The sequence below is a fragment of the uncultured Pigmentiphaga sp. genome (assembly GCF_937950555.1).
In the GTDB taxonomy this organism is placed as follows: domain Bacteria; phylum Pseudomonadota; class Gammaproteobacteria; order Burkholderiales; family Burkholderiaceae_B; genus Pigmentiphaga.
Genome location: NZ_CALFCW010000047.1, coordinates 1 through 17095, shown reverse-complemented (window position 1 = coordinate 17095; position 17095 = coordinate 1). Strand labels below are relative to the sequence as shown.

Genomic DNA, 17095 nt, shown 5'->3' with positions numbered 1-17095 from the left:
ACTGGACGCGCCACACGCGGTCTTCCAGGCCACCGCGGTTGGCGTAGTAGATCAAGGAGAGCTCGGCACGCGGGTCGGAGGTAGGATGATCTTCGTCCCGCCATGCCGGCACCCAGTACTCGGCATCGGGCAGGAATAGCTCGAGCCAGTCGCTCCAGCGGCGCTCGTCCAACAGCTCGGCTTCGCGGTAGAGCAGGTCGGCGGCGAGGGTGGGGCCGGCGTTCATTGCACACCTCCCTGCGCGGCGGCGCGCTTGGCGGCGTCGTCCATCGCGCCTTTGACCATCAATCGCCGCCATTCGCGATATCCGGAATGAAAAACCGTTTCGTCTTGGATCGCAACGTCCCCATACTGGCTGGTCGCCGGGGTAATTCCGAATTCCCGCGCGTATTCGTTGGCCCCGGCTTGGACGCTGGTCATGCCTCGCGCATAGCCTTGCGTCCAGGCGATGTTCCGGGCGCGATAACCCGTCTGGCAGTCTTCGTAGCAGGTGGTGTCGTCCGGGGTGGCAAGGCCCGAGCTGTTGAAGAAATCTTCGAACTGCCGCAGCCTGAGCTCCCGCGCTTCGGGCGGCTCGCCTTTCGGGGCGATGACATAGCTGCGCATCTCGGTGCGGTCGACCGCGAGTGGGCGCAGGACGCGCAGTTGCAATGAAGCGTTTTCGGCGAATTGCACGTTGGGGAAGATGACGAGATTGCGCGTATCCAACATGAGCGAGGCGCGCTTCTCGCCCACGCGCTGGCGCAGTTCATCCAACAAGGGGTATAGCGGCCGGATGTGGGGCAGCGGATTGCGCGTCCACACCGCGGCGTGGCCGTGGTCGAAGGTGAAGCCGCCGCGCTGCCTGTATGCGGCAAAGTCAATGGTCGCCAATGCATTCTGGGACTCACCGGACTGCCGCTGCTTGACGATTTTCATGAAGCTCGGATGCACGGATGTCAGGTGGTAGGCGTCCAGCGCGTTATCCAGCTGCAGCTTCCAATTGCCGTTGTAGGTATACGTGGACGAGCCGGGGAGCAGCTCTATGCCATGGGGGCTTTGGTCGAGGATGAGATCGAGGAAAAAGCGCGTTTCGCCCAGGTAGTCTTCCAGCGGCGGCACGTCCTCGCTCAGGCTGCCGAACATCAACCCCCGGTACGAACCGAAGCGGGCGACAGGCACGAGATCGTGGCTCTGCCGGTCGAACGCTTCGCTATAGCAGCCGTCTTTGCGATCTTTGATGCTGGCGCACCGCCCGCTGCTGTCAAAGGACCATGCGTGATAGGCGCACACGTGGATCCGGGCGTTGCCGCGCTCCCGCTGGGTCAATATCGCGCCGCGGTGGGGACAGGAATTGAGGAACGCGCCGACTTGGCCCTCGCCGTTGCGCATGACCAGTACGGGCTGGCGTCCTATCCAGGTGCTGAGGTAGTCGTGGGGTTGCGCGATCTGGTCTTCGATGCCGAGGAAAACCCACGTCCGCTCGAAGATGTACCGCATTTCGAGTTCGAAGATGGCGGGATCGCGGTAGACATCGCGATGGACCGCGAAGACGCCTTGGCCGGGCTCATCGACGACGTAGCCCCCAAGTTCTTCCGCAAGCATGGTTGTCTCCTGCGTTATACAATGTATAATTGTGTTTGATATTTAACAATAATCGTAGTCAAGCCTGGTGGGGGCAGGTATGCAGAAAAACCCTGAGCAGCAGGCCAGCGCGCCGCGCAAGATCCAATCGCTCGAGGTGGGCTTCCGGTTGGTGCGCGCGATCGAGGAAGCGGGCAAGGCATTGCCGCTGAAGGATGTCGCGCAGGCGGCAGGAATGGCGCGCAGCAATGCCCACCTCTACTTATCGACTTTCGTGGAACTGGGGCTGCTGGCGCGCAATGACGCCGGCCATTACCTGCTGGGGCCGTATGCGCTGCGGCTCGGCCTGGCGGCGCTCAAGCATTCGAACGTCGTGGACGTCACGGACGGCCCCATGCGCGATTTGCGGGCCGTGACGGGGCACCACGTCCATCTCTCCCTCTGGGGAAACTATGGGCCGACGATCATTCGCTCGCTCGAAGGCGCTTGTCCCGTGCCGGTGCCGCTGCGGATTGGCTTCGTCGTACCGCTTTGTTCATCGGCCACGGGCCTGGTGTTCCTTGCCCATCAGCCGCGGCCCATCACGGAGCCTTTGGTCGCGAGAGAACGCGGCGGCCATCCCATGGATGCGTCGCTCGAGGCAAGGCTGCAGTCCGTCCGCGAGCAGGGCTATGCGATGACCGAAGCGGAATTCCTGGCCGAAGCAGGCTGCTGTGCGCTCGCCGCGCCGATCTTCGACCACACCGGCCACATTTGCGCGGCGCTCGCGGTTCTCGATCTTTCGGCACGCATGAGCCCGGCGCAGCGTGAGCGTAGCGTGATCCACCTCAAGGAAGCCGTGCAGTCGGTGCAATCGGTGTTGGGGTATGCCGGGAGCTAGCACGGGAGCGAAACGGTTCAGTGTCCGAACAGCTCGTCCAGCCAGTCGTAGACCACGGAGCAGGCTAGCGGGAGATTCCCGCGCTGGCAATGCATGTCGGCGCCTTCTTCCACGGTGAAGATGCGGCGTGTGACCGGGCCCGAGACCGCGTCGCAATAGCGTTCGAACTGGTTCATGGCTTCTTCGCCTTCTCCCGTTCCTACCATCGCCAGGCTAGGGCAGCGCACCGACGGCACGCTTTCCACGGCCGTGTAGGCCTCCAATTGCCGGAGATAGCCGGCAAGGCTATCGACGCCGAATCGTCGGCAGGAGCTCTTGAACGCGTGCCGGACCACCGGCGGCATGTCGGCTTCGGAAATCGAATCGAGGCCCGCGAGCGTCAGCGGCGGCGGGTCGGAGGCGAGGTCCGGGCCGATGAACGCGGCCATGTAGGCGTGGAGGTCGATGATGGGGGAGTTCAGGATCAATGCGCGGATGCGATCGTCGTGGGCCGCAGCGCGCAAGGTGAAACAGCCGCCGAAGCTCATGCCGTACAGCGCGAGTGCCTCGGGGTTGACTTCAGGGCGCGCCAGCACCATGTCGAGCATGGCAGAAATAGGGTGTTCGTAGTCGGGCCGGAACACGAGTCCCGGGTGCAGGCGCAGTGTGCCAACTTGGCCCGGGCCCTCGGTCACGAATACGTTATAGCCTCGCTCCAGCCCTGCGCGGCCGGATTCGAAGTAGAGTTCTTCCCCGGTCCCGTCGAAGCCCGTCATGACCACGAGGGTGCGGCCGTTGCGGGCGCCCCCGGCCGGAGTCATGAAGTAGCCAGGCAGTTCGAGCCCTTCGAAGGGCGTGACGACGGGTTCGATCCGGTCCGCCAGGTGCCGCGTTCCGGCAATGAAGGTCGCGCGCGATGCGAGGCCCCACCTCCGGCCCTCCTCGCCGAAGGGGTCTGCAAAGTACTCGGCGGCGCGGTAATACATGGATGCGCGAAGGAAGTGTTCACGGGCGCTGACAAAGTGCCTCTTGCGCTCGGCGCGCTCTCCGAGCGCGCGAACGCGTTCCCCAATGGACGCAAAGGCCGTGGACCAGCGTTCCGGCGCTTCGTCGTCGACCAGCCTGCGCGCATGGAAGATCTCGCCTTCGGCGCCGCCTCCGTAGGTGGCCGTGCCCAAGGCACGCATGAGCTGGAAGTCCATCTCCATGCTGTTGAATCCCAGGACGCGAGTGGCCGTGCGCTCGACGGTAGACATGCCAACTCCTTCGCCAAACAAATGAGAGTGACCATCGTCCCAGAAAGCCGCCTTTTCGGCGAGGACGTCCAGGACCCACGCCTTGCGCATGGAATGCAGCCTTATGCGGCCATGGTGCCTCAAATATGATGGATGTCATATCCTGAGCTTGAGCCATGCGCCCACACGTCCCTGTCAACCGGAAAGAAGCCTCCCGCGAACGCATCCTCGAAGCCGCCGCGCGTGCCGTGCGGCGCAGCGGCTTTCACGGCGTGGGCGTGGCGGATGTCATGAACGAAGCAGGACTCACCCACGGCGGGTTTTATGCGCATTTCCGTTCGAAAGATGCGTTGCTCTCGGCGGCCCTGGGGCGCGCGGGGCGCGAGGCGTCCGCAGCGCTGGAAGCGAGCATGAAGCGGTTGACGGCCGCCGGGTTGTCGCCGTTCCGCGCATTGGTCGAGAGTTATCTGTATGAAGGCGAAATCGCCAATCGCGAAAAGGGATGCCCGGTGGCTGCGCTTTGTTCGGAAGTGACCACGCAGCCTGCCGAGATTACCGAGTCGTTTCGCCAACTCGTGGTCAACCTGCACCGGCTCGTCGGAAGTACGCTCCCGGCCGGGCAAGCACGGGAGGCCGCATGGGCCGTGACGAGTACGCTGGTGGGGGCCGTGCAGTTGGCGCGGGCATTGGGAGGAGGGCAGGCGGGACAGGCCGTTCTGGCCGAGGCGAAACGCGAGCTCTTGGCGCGTTACGGCGGCTGAGCCGTACGTTTGCGGTGTAGGGGGGTGTTTGCAGGGTCGGCATCGCCGGCATTTTTTGGCCGTGAATATGATTGTCATCATATTCACGCCGCGCGCTTCACGACGAAGGAAATCGTATGAAACTCGCAGGTTCTGTTGCTTTGGTTACAGGGGCCGGTCGAGGCCTCGGGCGCGAATTTCCCGGCAGCTGCTCGAGCGTGGCGCGGCAAAGTCCATGCAGCCGTGCGCAATCCCGCGTCCGTGCCCTGGCGGGCGTCGGGCCGATGCGCTTGGCGGTCACGGCCGCGACGCAGGCTTTGCAGCCAACCTTGTGCGGCATGCCCGGGGGTCGTCAGCCATCAGCGCGGGCGGCACGGGCTTTTGCGATTTCGTGGCGCATCTGGTCGAAGCCGGTTCCAGGGACGTGTTCTTCCCTGCGGTCGGCCAACTCCGGTAGCCGCTCGATGAGCGCCTGCGCCGAGAGCTCGGCCTCGTGCAGGTATATGCCTTGGGTCATGGTGATGTGCGCCTGCTCGAAGCTACCGGCACCGGCCATGAGAATGGTCCGGTTCGGGGCCTGTTCGGCCACGAGGGCCACCAAAGCGGGGCTGACCGCCGCGGGCGAGAGCATGGCGAGGACGTCGGGTTCGAGGAGTCCTTCGGTCATGGCGGTCGCAGCGGTTGGAGCGAGACAGTTCACGTGCACGCCATATTTCTGGCCTTCCAGCGCGAGGGTCTGCATGAGCCCGACCAAGGCCATCTTGGCTGCCGCGTAGTTCGCCTGCCCGAAGTTGCCGTATAGCCCCGAGGATGAGGTCGTCATGACGATGCGGCCGTAATTCTGCTCGCGCATGAGGTTCCACACCGCATGCGTGCAGTGCACCGATCCCATGAGGTGGACGTCCAGGACAAGACCGAAATCGTCCAGGCTCATCTTTGCAAAGGTCTTGTCCCGCAGGATGCCCGCGTTGTTGACCAGGATGTCGACGCGGCCCCATTTTTCCAAGACGTATTGGACCATCGCGCGGGCTTGCTCAGGGCGGGTGACGTCGATGTCATACGCGTCGGCCTCGCCGCCGGCTCCGAGGATGGCCTCTACGACGGCCTGCGCGCCGGATCCCGGGTGCCCGGCCCCGAGGTCAGCAACCAATACCTTGGCGCCGTGCCGCGCGAGTTCCAAGGCGTGGGAACGGCCCAGGCCGCGGCCCGCGCCGGTAATGATGGCGATGCGTCCTTGCAAGAGTGGCGTCATAAGAGCGTGGCGTGTGGAAGGTTGGCAAGAGGGCGGGCATCCGGGATGGATGTGGCCGCACCTGAGCATAAACGCCTGGTTCGATCGTTCGCACCTCGCGATTGTCCTGACGAAGGCGGCGGTGACGGTCGGGCGCAATCGGTTATTCTCGCACCAACGCGAATACCGGATAGTGCATGACCAGGCATATGAAGGCCGCGGCAATCGCGATGGCGTGCGTGATCGCGACGGGCTGCGCCCAGTACACCGCGCTGCCGCGCGACACGCAAAAGGCTCGGGGCGCCGAGGAGATGTCCTCGGACCAGATGATGCAGACGGACTTCAACCGTACGCTCACCATCGCCATGCGAGACAACCTCGCGAGCCTGCAATCCTTGATGGTCAAGCTTTACAAGCGCAATCCCCGCGAGTGGCGCAAGGCGGGACACGCCGATCTCGATGCCGCGGCCGAGGCGGTCAGGCAATCCATCGACGCCCGCCGTCCGCCGGCCGGGCTCGAGGGCCTGCACGACGTCGAGATCCTCGCCGTATCGTTGGATCCGGCTTATACGGGCGACCGCGTCGCGGCCTTCATCTACGGCTTGGCCGACACCATCATTACTGCGCACGACGGCAAAACGCGGTTCTATGCCTTCGACATGCTGGACGGAGAGCGCGTCTACAACGCCGCGCGCAACGTCGAGGCCGCGGCTTGGCTACTGACGCGCCGGCGCGACGCGCGCGGCGCACCGCTGTTGCTTTCGAACGAGTTGAGCGAGACCCAGGTGAACCTGAGCTTCGAACGCGAGTTCGGCGCCATCATCGGGCGCATCGACCTGATCGCGAACCTGCTCGGAGAAAATTCGCGGCGGTTGGGCATCAACTACGCGCAGAACTTATTGTTGTTTTCGTTCTTGCCGGTCAGGTGATGGGCGGGCGCGTTCAACAGGGCGTTCCGCCGCCCCCCATCCCTGCGCTGCTAGCCGAGATCCTCCGCGCCGTTCCGCGCCGCTATCGTCTCCGGGAGGATGGCTCCGCGCTCGCGGCAAGGCAGGCTACGCCTGCGTCCGCACTGGCATGGGCGATAGAACTTAGCCGCGAGGCGCTGGTGGAAGGCCGCTCGCCGACGGCGGCGCTTCGCGCTGGTTTTCTCGATGCCCTGGCCGATCTCATTCGCGAAGCGTTGCGCCCCGAAAGCGGTGATCCGGCGTTCCAGGCCAGGGTGCTCAGGCACGGCAGCCCTGTGGTGCAGGAATATGCTGGCTTGGCCGCGCATGCGGCGCAGGACGCACGCACTGTCCTGGCATTGGTCCATGCCATCGCGCATCCCGCCAAGCTCGAGCGCCTGCCACGCGGGGTCTTGCATGACGCCTTGGCGCGGGTGCAAGCGGCGGCAGCGGCCCGGCACTGGGCAGCCCTGGACGACGCGCTTGCGCGGCTTGCCGGGCTTTCCGATCTGCAGCGTCTTCCCGGCCAGGATGCGTTGGGGCACGGCGTGAAGCGACTGCTGGAGGGGCCTGCGCTGGCCCGCCTGCGTCGGCACGACGCGCTCGCCTTGGACGATGGCGTCCGGCGCTATGAGGCGCTGTTGGATGCGAGCGGCCCACGCTCCGGTTCCGCGGTTGCTGCCGAGCAGGGACGCATTGCCCGCGAGCGGGGCAGGGCGGTGGAGTCCGCTGCGGCGCATGCGTTCGCCATGATCGCGTGCCGGCTCAATGACGCCGAAGGCGAAGGCATGTTTCGCGCCGTGACGACGATGCGGGTGCCATCAGCATTTCCGGCCAGCCGCGCGCACGCCAAGACGGAATGGGACGTCGTGCTGTTGCGTTGCGCCGGGACGCAAGGCGATCAAATGCTGTGGGATGTTTGCCTGCTGGCGGAAGCCAAGTCCTCGCCGGATGCTGCAACGACGGATTGGCCGCGGTTGCAGCGCGGGCTGCAGCTGTTTGCGCGCGCCGACGAGCATGCTGCATATCCATTCGATGCCGCAGAAGAAACAGTATGGGTGCGGGGTGCCTCGCTGCGCGCATTCGCGGCAGCGAACGCGGACAAGCTGCGCACCGTGCTGTATTGCTGCCTTGAACCTGGCCAAGCAATGCCCCGGATGCTCGGCGCGTCCAGTCGCATGCAGCTCTTGTCTGCAAGGCCGAGCCTCGAATTCGCCCACGCGGTCTCGGGGGGCAAGGAGGATGTTGGCATGCTGGAGCCGCTGTGGAATGAGCTGCTGCAATCGCCGCGTTGGCGTGCCGTGCTTCATCAGTATCCGACGCTGGGCATCGCGCGCGCGGCAATGGTCCACCTCGACGACTTGAACGATACCGTGGCGAGCTCTTTCCTCGGCACGCGAGGCAAGCGGTCGTAGCGGGTTCGTGGGCATGCAAGTTGCTGCAACCTGGCCTTCTTTATGGGGGACGACCATGGAAGCAGAAGAAATGCAACTCACTGACGACGCAGCCTCGTTCCCGGGTGAGCCCGGAGAGGTAGCCCGGGGCGGACGGGGCCCTTCTCAAGAGCACGTGCTCGTGCTTGGCCTGGGCGCGTTGCTCATGGTGGCAGGGATACGCAGCCGCGGGCTGGTATGGCGGGCGTTGCTGACGGCTGCCGGGACGGCGCTGGTGAGCCGCGCTGCAAGCGGGACGGGAGGCGTTGCGAAGGTCGCGCGGGTCGTCAAGCGACTCGGCTAAAGCCTGCTAGCCTTGCGCCGCCCCCCGTAGCCCGCCATTGCATTAGTCGGTCGACGCCAATTCGCGTGCGTGGGCGATCGCCCGGACGATGTCGTCGATGATCGCCGCCTCTTTCTCCGCACCTGAAGCGCGCAGGGCATAGGAAGGGTGCCAGGTTGGGACGACCCACGCGTCGCCCTGCCGCAGCGGCATGCCCAGGTGGTCGCGAAGCGGGAACTGGGGCCCTAATACTGCCCTGAGGGCGGTGGCGCCCAGGGTGACGATGACGGCGGGCCGAACGCGCACCATTTCTTCGCGCAGCCATTGCGAGCAGGCCTCGACCTCGCGTTGCGCGGGCGTTTTGTGCAGCCGGCGCTTGCCACGCGCGATCCATTTGAAGTGCTTGACGGCGTTGGTCAGGTACACCGACTCGCGCGCGACCCCGGCGCGGCGCATGGCATCATCGAGCACCTTGCCTGCTGGCCCGATGAAGGCCCGTCCGGAGAGGTCTTCGTGGTCGCCGGGTTGTTCGCCGACCAGCATGAGGCGCGCGTTGTCCGGACCACAACCCGGGACGGGCTGGGTGGCATGGCGCCAGAGCTCGCATCGGCGGCATTGGTCCAGCGACGATGCCGGCGCGCGCAGCGGCTGCGCCCGGGCGGCGTCCACCGCCACGGGTTTGCCCGGCATGGTGCCTATCGCCCCGGATTGCGCAAGGCGCCTTGCACCATCGCGTGCTTCGGCGACCATCCGGGGAATGAGCGGACCTTCAGGCAAATGCCGCCAGAAGCGCACCGGCATTTGCCGCTCTAGGGCGCATTCGTTCAGCCGGGCCGGATTGAAGGTGTTTTGGTAGTAGGCCAGCCATAGCGGTTCGACCTCATCGTCCGTGATGGGCATGGCCGTGGCTTGCAAGGCCGCTTCCGAAATATGCAAGTCGCGGCCATCCCACCACGCTGCGCCATGCGGCGTGCCGATCCACCAGGTCGAGGCGCCCATGCGTTGCGCGAAATGTTCCGCGGCAAACGGCAGCACGTCGTGTTCGGGCTCGTACCAAGCCAAGTACTGTGGCGAGCCGCCATCGGCCCGTTCCTTGAAACGCAGGTAGGCGATCATGTCGTGCTTGGCACGCCGGACCGATTTGGCCATGGCGTGCAAGCGGGCGCCGTCTTCGTCGGCCGCCGACGCGACGGCACGGTCTCCCTGGTGCCATCGCCACACGACGCGGTAGAGCAATGGCCAGCGACCTGGCGATCGATACAAGGCCGCGTCGTGGAGCAGCGCGGCCAAGTTTCGGGAAATGCGCACGCGGGGAAGGGCGGGCGCGTCGCGCGGCGGCCCAGCGGCCTCGTCCTGCAGCGCGTCCAGCGTCATTTGCCCGCCTGCTGCGCCACCGGTGGCCGTGCGTTCGGTCCAGGTGATCGTTTCCGGCGGCCATGCGTACGCGAGCGCCCGCAGGGCAAGCCGACGCCAGCTTGCATAGCCGCCTTCCACAACCAGCCTGTGTAGGTGCGCGTGCGTCATGCTCCGCCCGCTAAAGCAGTGCGAGTTGGCGAGGCGCAGGCGCCAAGGCGCGGCGCAGCGTTTCCGACGGCGGTTCGCCGAGCCCGGGGCGATAGTCCTGCACGACGATGAAGGGTTTGAGTTTTTCCATCGAGCAGCGCAGGCGAACCAAGTCTTGGTAGCGAATGGCGCGCAGGCGCCTGAGTTCGACGAGCCGCTTGGCGTTGCGCAGGCCGATGCCCGGCACCCGCGCGATCAGGCGTTGCGGTGCGCGGTTTAGGTCGACGGGAAAGCACGAGCGATTGGCCAGGGCCCACGCGAGCTTGGGATCGATGTCCAGCGGCAGGTGCCCCGCTTGGGGAAAGAGCTCTTCGGCGCGAAAACCATAGCCTCGCAGCAGGAAGTCGGCCTGGTACAGGCGGTGTTCGCGCAATAGCGGCGGTGCTTGTTGGGGCAGGGTCGAGGGGCTGTCGGGAATGGGGCTGAACGCCGAGTAGTAGACCCGCTTGAGCCGGTATGCCCCGTAAAGCGTTTGCGCCGTTTGCAGGATGGCGCGGTCGTCGGCGTCGTCCGCACCGACGATCATTTGCGTGCTTTGGCCCGCTGGCGTTGGCGCCACGGGGCGCTTTTCGCCTTGGGCCTCCTCCTGGGCGAGCCGAATGGCACCCATGGCCCGCTTGATCGTCTCGGCGTTTTTTTCGGGGGCGAGGCGCTGCAGGCCATCGTCGGTCGGCAATTCGATATTGACGCTGAGCCGGTCGGCAAACTGGCCGGCAAGCTCGATCAGGCGCGGATCGGCGTCCGGTATGGTCTTGAGGTGGATGTAGCCGCGAAACTGGTGGTCTTCGCGCAGCGAGCGGGCCACTTCGACCAGTTGTTCCATGGTGTAGTCGGCGCCGCGGATGATGCCCGAACTCAGGAACAAGCCGTCGATATAGTTGCGCCGGTAGAAGTCTAGGGTGAGCGCCACCACTTCCCCGGGAAAAAACCTGGCGCGCGGCACGTTGCTCGAACGCCGGTTCACGCAGTATTGGCAATCGTACTGGCAGAAGTTGGTGAGCAGGATCTTCAGCAGGGACACGCACCGCCCGTCGGGTGTGAAGCTGTGGCAAATTCCCGCCCCGGTGCCGGCCCCTAGGCCGCTTCCGCCCCGGGATGCGCGCTTGGGCGCGCCGCTGCTCGCGCAGGAGGCGTCGTATTTGGCGGCATCGGCCAGGATTTCGAGCTTGGTCAAGCGGTCCATCGCGACATGATACTGTATAAAAATACAGTATCGGGGCCCCATGTGTATCGACCTTTTGCCGCACATGCCGCGCCATGGCGGCGCAGCCTGCCGATGCCCGGGCCGGGGCCGGCCGGGCAACCGGTGGCCCGCAGCGCGCCCGCCAGGGCCAAGCGTTTTGCGGCCCATGGGGGACGCGTCAGAACTTGTACTTCAGGCTGACCGTCACATTGCGGGGCGCGCCATACGTGAATTGGCTATAAGCCGCGAACATGTCGTAGTAGCGCTTGTCGAAAATGTTGTTGATGTTGATTTGGCCGGTCAGCTGCCTGGAGAACTCGTAGCGGGCCATCAGGCTGGCCAGTGGGTAGCCGTCTTGCTCGACCTTCTCCACCACGCCGAGGGGGTTCTGGGCGTAGGTATACGTTTTCCCTTGCCAGTTCACGCCGCCCCCGATGATCAGGCCGCGCCACGTGCCGGGCAGCCGGTACGTGGTGAACACCCGGAGGAGTTGGCGCGGATATAGGCTGTTGACGTCGGCGCCGCCTGCATCTTTGGCGCGGAAGAGGGTATAGCCGGCCGCGACCTGCCAGCTGGGCGTCACTTGGCCGGCGACTTCGACTTCGAATCCCTTGCTGGTCGCGCCGTCTACTGCCCGATAGGCAGGCTCGGGGGGATTGGTCCCGGGCACGGTTTCGCTCGTTTGTTGCGCGAGATTGCTTTGTTTGATGTGGAAGACCGATGCCGAGGCGGTAAGCCGGCCATCGAGGAATTCTCCCTTGATGCCGGTTTCCGTGGCTTTGCCGACGACGGGATCGAGGTAGCGGCCGCTGGCATCGCGCGCGTTCTGGGGCTGGAAGATGCTGGTATAGCTGGCGTATAGGGAGTACTGGTCGTCCAGGTCGTAGATGATGCCCGCATAGGGAGTGACTTCGCCGCGGCTCTTGATCTCGTAGGAGTTGCTGTAAGAGAGATCTCCCGTCCTGCGGTAGTTCGTGACGCGCGCGCCTAGAATGAGCTTGAGGGGAGCGGCGACATTCAGGCGTGCAACACCGTAGAGCGCCTGTTGTTTGGTGCGGCCGCCTTCGTAGAAGACGGGATCGCCCCAGGTAGGTTCGGGAAAGGTGCCGTCCCAAGCGTTGAAGTCCGGAGCTAGCCCCCCTGCTGGGTCTGCGGGACGGGAGTCCGCATTGAACTTCTGGTCGGCGTACACATAGCCGAATGCCAGCTCGTGCTGGCGTCCGAAGAGTTCGATGGGGCCGTTCGCTTGGATTGCCACGTCGTCTTGCGTGGTCTTGACGTCATAGGATCCGGCGAACGTCACCATTCCCAGTCCGGTGTTGCGGTCGGGAGCGCCCGAAAGATAGAGCAGGTAAGAATCGGCCTTGCGTTGGCCGTGGGTGTAGCTGAAGCGGACTTTCCAATCGTTCTCGAAACGGTGGTCGAGAGACGCGAAGTAGGATTCGTGCGTCGAGTCCCACCGTGTCCAGTCCGCCGAAGAAGTCTTGGCTCGACTCCAATGGGTGCGGCTGCCGTCGGCATGCCAGATGGGCAAGCCGCCCCACATCGGGCCTCGCGCCCGGTTTTCGTGGTGACTGAACCCCGCCGTCAGCAAGGTGCTGGGCGTGAGGTCCGCCTCGAGTGTCGCGTACAGCGTCCGGCTCTTGTTGCCGAGAAGGTCCACCCAGCTGTCGCGCTGGGAATGTTCGCCCACGACGCGCAAACGTACCGACTTGGCTCGGTTGACGGGCGTGGAGAGGTCTATCAGCCCACGCAGTTGGTCCCAGTTGCCGAGGCCGAGTTCGGCCTTGCCCATGAACTCTTTGCTGTGTGCGCGCTTGCGGACCAGATTGATGGCCGCTGACGGGTCGCCGGCGCCGGTAGTCAAGCCGGTCGCGCCGCGCACGATTTCCACCCGGTCGTACATGGCGAGACTCGTGAAAACTTCGCCCGAACTCCATGGTTGCTGCCAGGTGGTGGGCACGCCGTCGATCATGAGGGTATTGATGTCGAAGCCCCGGGAGTTGAACTGCCCGCGATGCGTCTCGTACTGGTTGACCGAAACGCCAGTCGCGTTGTTGACGACATCGGTGATGGTCAGGAGGTCCTGGTCTTCAATTCGCTGTTGGGTAACGACAGTGACCGATTGCGGCGTATCGCGCAGCGACAGGCCGAGGGGCGTGGCAGTGCGCGACACGCCAAGCGTGGTATAGGAGCCCGTGCCTTCGGTGATGTCGGCGCCTTCTTCTTGCTGAGGCGCTTGGACGGTGATGGCCGGTAGCACGGCCGGTGTGTGCTGGGCCGAGGCGATGACGGGGAAGGCAGCAGCAAGGCAGGCGCTCAAGCGATTGGTGGGGCGTACGATCATTTTCTCCCTCGATATGTCAGCTTTTGTCGATTCGGTTCGTGCAAGCTCGGGGCTGGGTCAGCCCCCAGCCCCGGTGGAAGACTCATTTCATGATAATAATAAGAATTATTATCATTATCGTTTGATATTTGCAATAATTCAATCCGGGAGGGGACTGGCTATCTGATCGCTCATCTCGTCGCCTACGAGGTAAGTGGCCGACCTGGCGCAAGAAGGAGGAAATGCCCGATCATGTTTGTGCATGCATTGCTGCGCCGCGCTGCACTTTCCGAACGCCTTGATCGCGCTGGAAACGGGCGTGGCTAGTGGAGGGGATTTCGCGCTGAACTGGGACGACAAGCGTGATCCCCGCCAAAGCTGGTGGCCGCCGGCCTGGGCGCAGTCCCATACGCTGGCTACGGCGATGTCCAACTCCGTCGTGTGGTTCTACCAGGAGCTCGCGAGACGGATCGGCGCCCGGCGCATGCAAGACTATGTGGACCGTTTCCGCTACGGGAACCGGAACATCAGCGGCGGCATCGACCAGTTCTGGTTGAGTGGCGAGCTACGCATTTCCGCGCTGGAGCAGGTGGACTTCCTGCGGCGGTTTTACGGCGGGCAGCTCGATGCCTCCGGACGGTCCGTGCAGGTGGTCAAAGATGCGATTGTGCTCGAGGCGTCGGAGGCTTACCGGCTCAGCGGCAAGACGGGTTGGGCCCGGCTGGGTGAAGACGATCCGAACCAGGTCGGCTGGTTCGTGGGCTATCTGGAGCGGGGCCAAGAGGTGTACTTCTTCGCCTTGAACATGGACATGCGCAAGCCGGAGGACGGCGCCGCGCGACTGGCACTGGCGCGCCAGATATTGCGGCAGCGGGGGCTGATGCCGTGACGGGAAGGGGGCAGGGCCCCATTCCCCGCCTCTTGCGCCGCTTTGCTTGTTTTATTTCTTGATGGTCTTGAGCAAGCGGTCGGCGTACTCCTGCCACGGCGAGCTGGCCTCTATGCCTTCGAACACGCCCTCGCGGGCCAGGCGCGCCACCCAATCCTGCTTTTCTGCGGTGGCGCTGGCCATGAGCGGCTCGAAGCCGGCTTCGCGTACGGTCTGTGCGGCTTCGCGCATCTCTTCGGCGCGCCGCTTGCCGTGCTTGACCACGCGGCTGAAGAAGTAGGCGCCTTGTTTTTCCCAGTCGATCTGGGGAAAGGTCTCCTGCAGGGTGGGTAGGACGTATTCCTCCACGCCATAGTGCCGTGCCGTGGCATAGCTTTCGATCACCAATGCTTCCAGGCCCTTGATCATGACGCTGCGGCTCATCTTGATGGCGGACGCAATGCCCAGTTCCGTGGAGACCGGCTTGGCGTCCATGCCCCAGCCCGCCAGCGTGGCCGCGAGGCTTTCCGCGCGCGCTCCGCCGAGCAGCATCGGGACGCGGATGCCATACGGCGGCACCGAGGTCATGACGCCTGCTTCGACGTAGTGCGCGCCGGCCGCCTCGAGCGCGGCGGCGGCTTTCTGCTTGGTGCCCGGCGAGGCCGAGTTCAGGTCCAGAAACAGGGTGCCGGGGCGCACGTGGCGCGCCGCCTCTTCGGCCACCGCCAAGGTATTGGAGGCGGTGACTGCCGAGATCAACAGCGTCGCGCGCCCGCACAGTGCCGCCATCCCGTCGACGGGTTCGATGCCGTCGTCGGCCGCCGCCTTGCGGGCTGCCGCACCGCCGTCGCCGGCAAATTTGAGGTCCCAGGCGCAGACCGCGTCCACGCCCTCCTTGCCGCGCAGTCCGCGGCCGAAAATGCCGCCGACTTCACCGAATCCAATGATGCCCAGGGTAATGCTCATGTGTTCCTCTCGTCGGTATCGTTGATGACATGAATCTAGGCTGGACTAGAAGATCTCTGCGGTGCGGTGCCTCTGTCCAGGCCGTTCATTCGGGTTGGATTCCCGCTATCCGTGCGGCTTGCCCCGAGCGTTCGTACTCCGCCTGCAGGAAAGCTGCGAACCCAGCGCTGCGCCGGTGTTCCTTCGGGGCGACCTCCAGGCCCAGGCTACGTAGCTTGTTCGCCAGTTCCCGGGCGTCCAGCGCGGCGTTCGCGGCCTCTTCCAGTTTGTTTAACACGTCTGCCGGCACGCGGGCCGGCGCGAGCAGCCCCACGTAGCTCTGGGCCGTGAACCCCGGCACCCCGCTTTCGATGAAGGTCGGCACGTCGGGCGCCAGCGGGCTGCGCCGCTCCCCGGCGACGGCCAGGATGCGGGCGCGTCCCGATTGGTGCAGCGGGAGGGCGGTCGAGAACTCCATCGACGCCAGTTGCACGTCGCCGCCGATGAGGGCGGGAACCAGGGTATTGCCGCCCCGGAAAGGCACGTGTTCTATCCGGGCGCCGGTCTGGGCATTGAAGCGCGCCAGGGTGAGGTGGGTGGCGCTGCCGATTCCCGAGGACGCGCAGCCCACGAACCGCTTCTTGGAGAGTTCCGCCGCCTCTTGCACGGTCTTGGCGGGAAGGTCGTTGTTGGCGAGCAGTACGTGTGGCACGGAGCCCACCAACGCGATGGGCGCAAAGTCCTTGATCGGGTCGTACGCCAGCTTCGCCTGTACGAAGGGGTTGACCGTGAGCGGACCGTTGGATCCCACCATGAGCACGTAGCCATCGGGCGCGGCTTGCGCCACTTGGGCGGCACCCACGCTGCCGCCGGCGCCCGCCCGGTTTTCCACGACGATGGTTTGCCCCAAGACGGGGCCCATGGCCGCGGCCATCAATCTGCCTACGCTGTCTACGTTTCCACCGGGGCCGAACGGGACGACGAAGGTCAACGGCCGCTGGGGATAGTCGGCCGCCACCGCGATCCTGGCCTGGCTTGCGAAGAGGGGGGCCGAGGCTGCGAGCTGGAGGAATTTGCGACGCGGTGGCCGATGCGGATAGCGATTCATCTGGAGTGTCTCCTTTGTTGCAGCGTTGTTATGCGGCGTCCATCTTTTGCTCCGGGTGCCTCGGAAGATTGTGCCCCTCACCCGGCCAGGCGGGTTGAGTTGTACGAAGCAAGTGTTCGATTTTGTTTATCATGAGGAAATGGAGGAAGCATGGTCCGGAGTGCATCCCCGCGCTCCCATTACCCTGCGCGAGTTGCGTGTGGTCGCCGCGGTGGCGCGCGACGGCGGGATTCGTGCGTCTTCCGATACGCTATTGCGTACGCCTTCAGCCGTGAGCCGGGCCGTGGCGCAACTCGAGCAACGCCTGGGGACCCCCTTGTTCGAACGCCGCGGCCGCGGGATGTTGCCGACGCCCGCGGGCAGGGTGGCTTATGGCAGGTATTGCAGGATCGAGGAAGAGCTAGCCTCTGTCCTGGACGAGGCGGCGCGCAACGACCGGGCCGTGGTGACCGCGGCCGCGGTCGAAAGCCTGTTTGACGAGCGCCGCCTGACGGTGGCCTCCCTGTTGGGCGAGACTGGGCACATGCCCGCGGTGGCACGCCGCCTGGGCGTCTCGCAGCCGGCCATCAGCGCCTCGATCGGCCGGCTCGAGTCCGCCCTGCGCGAAAAATTGTTCCTGCGGACGCCGCAGGGCATGGTGCCGACGCGCTTGGGGGCGCGTTGGCTGATGCGTTTCGACCGGGCACTGGCGGAGCTGCGCTATCTCGCCCAGGACTTGGCCGCCCTGGACGGCAACATGGCGGGGGGGATCGCAGTGGGCGCGCTGCCGCTCTCGCGCACGCGCCTGTTGCCTGAAGCCATCGCAAAGCTG

At 65.0% G+C, this 17095-nt stretch carries 16 protein-coding genes; 7 read left to right on the top strand and 9 right to left on the bottom strand.

The features are described 5' to 3' along the window. A partial coding sequence (locus Q0319_RS12815) for an aromatic-ring-hydroxylating dioxygenase subunit beta (protein ID WP_299453107.1) occupies window positions 1–226 on the bottom strand: 226 nt, incomplete at its 3' end. Continuing rightward, the gene (locus tag Q0319_RS12810; protein WP_299453105.1) at window positions 223–1584 is read right to left on the bottom strand and encodes an aromatic ring-hydroxylating dioxygenase subunit alpha; all 1362 of its coding nucleotides are present in this window, start codon (window positions 1582–1584) and stop codon (window positions 223–225) included. The genes Q0319_RS12810 and Q0319_RS12815, both read right to left, overlap by 4 nt. Window positions 1585–1663: 79 nt before the next feature. On the opposite strand from Q0319_RS12810, the gene Q0319_RS12805 reads away from it, so the two are divergent. Next, window positions 1664–2443: an IclR family transcriptional regulator gene (locus tag Q0319_RS12805; RefSeq protein WP_299453103.1), complete on the top strand. Its 780-nt coding sequence runs from the start codon at window positions 1664–1666 to the stop codon at window positions 2441–2443. 17 nt (window positions 2444–2460) lie between these two features. Here the strand turns inward: Q0319_RS12805 and Q0319_RS12800 are convergent, their stop codons facing one another. Then, the gene (locus Q0319_RS12800) at window positions 2461–3678 is read right to left on the bottom strand and encodes a prolyl oligopeptidase family serine peptidase (protein WP_299453101.1); all 1218 of its coding nucleotides are present in this window, start codon (window positions 3676–3678) and stop codon (window positions 2461–2463) included. Between the two features lie 155 nt (window positions 3679–3833). Here Q0319_RS12800 and Q0319_RS12795 point away from each other — a divergent pair, with 155 nt between their 5' ends. Next, entirely contained in the window at window positions 3834–4418 is a 585-nt protein-coding gene (locus Q0319_RS12795) for a TetR/AcrR family transcriptional regulator (protein WP_299453098.1), read from the top strand. Window positions 4419–4749: 331 nt separating this feature from the next. Here Q0319_RS12795 and Q0319_RS12790 read toward each other — a convergent pair whose 3' ends face one another. After that, entirely contained in the window at window positions 4750–5649 is a 900-nt protein-coding gene (locus Q0319_RS12790) for an SDR family NAD(P)-dependent oxidoreductase (protein ID WP_299453095.1), read from the bottom strand. A gap of 176 nt (window positions 5650–5825) precedes the next feature. On the opposite strand from Q0319_RS12790, the gene Q0319_RS12785 reads away from it, so the two are divergent. The 3 genes from Q0319_RS12785 to Q0319_RS12775 are packed head-to-tail and all read left to right on the top strand — an operon-like array spanning window position 5826 to window position 8312. Then, window positions 5826–6557 (top strand): hypothetical protein, encoded by a 732-nt coding sequence (locus Q0319_RS12785; RefSeq protein ID WP_299453093.1) that lies wholly within the window; start codon window positions 5826–5828, stop codon window positions 6555–6557. Continuing rightward, entirely contained in the window at window positions 6557–7990 is a 1434-nt protein-coding gene (locus Q0319_RS12780; RefSeq protein WP_299453091.1) for a 3-deoxy-D-arabino-heptulosonate 7-phosphate synthase, read from the top strand. The genes Q0319_RS12785 and Q0319_RS12780 overlap by 1 nt, the downstream gene beginning before the upstream one ends. A 55-nt stretch (window positions 7991–8045) precedes the next feature. Beyond that, window positions 8046–8312 (top strand): hypothetical protein, encoded by a 267-nt coding sequence (locus Q0319_RS12775; protein ID WP_296468946.1) that lies wholly within the window; start codon window positions 8046–8048, stop codon window positions 8310–8312. Window positions 8313–8354: 42 nt separating this feature from the next. Here the strand turns inward: Q0319_RS12775 and Q0319_RS12770 are convergent, their stop codons facing one another. From Q0319_RS12770 to Q0319_RS12760, 3 genes are all read right to left on the bottom strand, one after another. Next, window positions 8355–9815, bottom strand: coding sequence for a UdgX family uracil-DNA binding protein (locus Q0319_RS12770; protein WP_299453088.1), 1461 nt, complete (start codon window positions 9813–9815; stop codon window positions 8355–8357). A gap of 10 nt (window positions 9816–9825) precedes the next feature. Next, window positions 9826–11037, bottom strand: a complete 1212-nt coding sequence (locus tag Q0319_RS12765) for a putative DNA modification/repair radical SAM protein (RefSeq protein ID WP_296468941.1) — start codon at window positions 11035–11037, stop codon at window positions 9826–9828. A gap of 178 nt (window positions 11038–11215) precedes the next feature. Next, entirely contained in the window at window positions 11216–13384 is a 2169-nt protein-coding gene (locus Q0319_RS12760; protein WP_299453085.1) for a TonB-dependent siderophore receptor, read from the bottom strand. Between the two features lie 241 nt (window positions 13385–13625). On the opposite strand from Q0319_RS12760, the gene Q0319_RS12755 reads away from it, so the two are divergent. Next, entirely contained in the window at window positions 13626–14252 is a 627-nt protein-coding gene (locus tag Q0319_RS12755) for a penicillin-binding transpeptidase domain-containing protein (protein ID WP_299453082.1), read from the top strand. A 51-nt stretch (window positions 14253–14303) separates the two neighbouring features. Here Q0319_RS12755 and Q0319_RS12750 read toward each other — a convergent pair whose 3' ends face one another. Together Q0319_RS12750 and Q0319_RS12745 are read right to left on the bottom strand one after the other, a co-directional pair. Beyond that, window positions 14304–15197: an NAD(P)-dependent oxidoreductase gene (locus Q0319_RS12750; RefSeq protein ID WP_296467292.1), complete on the bottom strand. Its 894-nt coding sequence runs from the start codon at window positions 15195–15197 to the stop codon at window positions 14304–14306. 85 nt (window positions 15198–15282) lie between these two features. Next, complete coding sequence (locus Q0319_RS12745) at window positions 15283–16284, bottom strand: tripartite tricarboxylate transporter substrate binding protein (RefSeq protein ID WP_299453079.1); 1002 nt, start codon at window positions 16282–16284, stop codon at window positions 15283–15285. 160 nt (window positions 16285–16444) lie between these two features. On the opposite strand from Q0319_RS12745, the gene Q0319_RS12740 reads away from it, so the two are divergent. Beyond that, a partial coding sequence (locus tag Q0319_RS12740) for a LysR family transcriptional regulator (RefSeq protein WP_299453077.1) occupies window positions 16445–17095 on the top strand: 651 nt, incomplete at its 3' end.

Coding starts and splice junctions, on each gene's coding strand:
- Q0319_RS12760 (WP_299453085.1), bottom strand. CDS start 13,384: ATGATCGTACGCCCCACCAATCGCTTGAGCGCCTGCCTTGCTGCTGCC.
- Q0319_RS12805 (WP_299453103.1), top strand. CDS start 1,664: ATGCAGAAAAACCCTGAGCAGCAGGCCAGCGCGCCGCGCAAGATCCAA.
- Q0319_RS12775 (WP_296468946.1), top strand. CDS start 8,046: ATGGAAGCAGAAGAAATGCAACTCACTGACGACGCAGCCTCGTTCCCG.
- Q0319_RS12800 (WP_299453101.1), bottom strand. CDS start 3,678: ATGTCTACCGTCGAGCGCACGGCCACTCGCGTCCTGGGATTCAACAGC.
- Q0319_RS12785 (WP_299453093.1), top strand. CDS start 5,826: ATGACCAGGCATATGAAGGCCGCGGCAATCGCGATGGCGTGCGTGATC.
- Q0319_RS12770 (WP_299453088.1), bottom strand. CDS start 9,815: ATGACGCACGCGCACCTACACAGGCTGGTTGTGGAAGGCGGCTATGCA.
- Q0319_RS12790 (WP_299453095.1), bottom strand. CDS start 5,649: ATGACGCCACTCTTGCAAGGACGCATCGCCATCATTACCGGCGCGGGC.
- Q0319_RS12795 (WP_299453098.1), top strand. CDS start 3,834: ATGCGCCCACACGTCCCTGTCAACCGGAAAGAAGCCTCCCGCGAACGC.
- Q0319_RS12810 (WP_299453105.1), bottom strand. CDS start 1,584: ATGCTTGCGGAAGAACTTGGGGGCTACGTCGTCGATGAGCCCGGCCAA.
- Q0319_RS12755 (WP_299453082.1), top strand. CDS start 13,626: ATGCATTGCTGCGCCGCGCTGCACTTTCCGAACGCCTTGATCGCGCTG.
- Q0319_RS12780 (WP_299453091.1), top strand. CDS start 6,557: ATGGGCGGGCGCGTTCAACAGGGCGTTCCGCCGCCCCCCATCCCTGCG.
- Q0319_RS12750 (WP_296467292.1), bottom strand. CDS start 15,197: ATGAGCATTACCCTGGGCATCATTGGATTCGGTGAAGTCGGCGGCATT.
- Q0319_RS12765 (WP_296468941.1), bottom strand. CDS start 11,037: ATGGACCGCTTGACCAAGCTCGAAATCCTGGCCGATGCCGCCAAATAC.
- Q0319_RS12745 (WP_299453079.1), bottom strand. CDS start 16,284: ATGAATCGCTATCCGCATCGGCCACCGCGTCGCAAATTCCTCCAGCTC.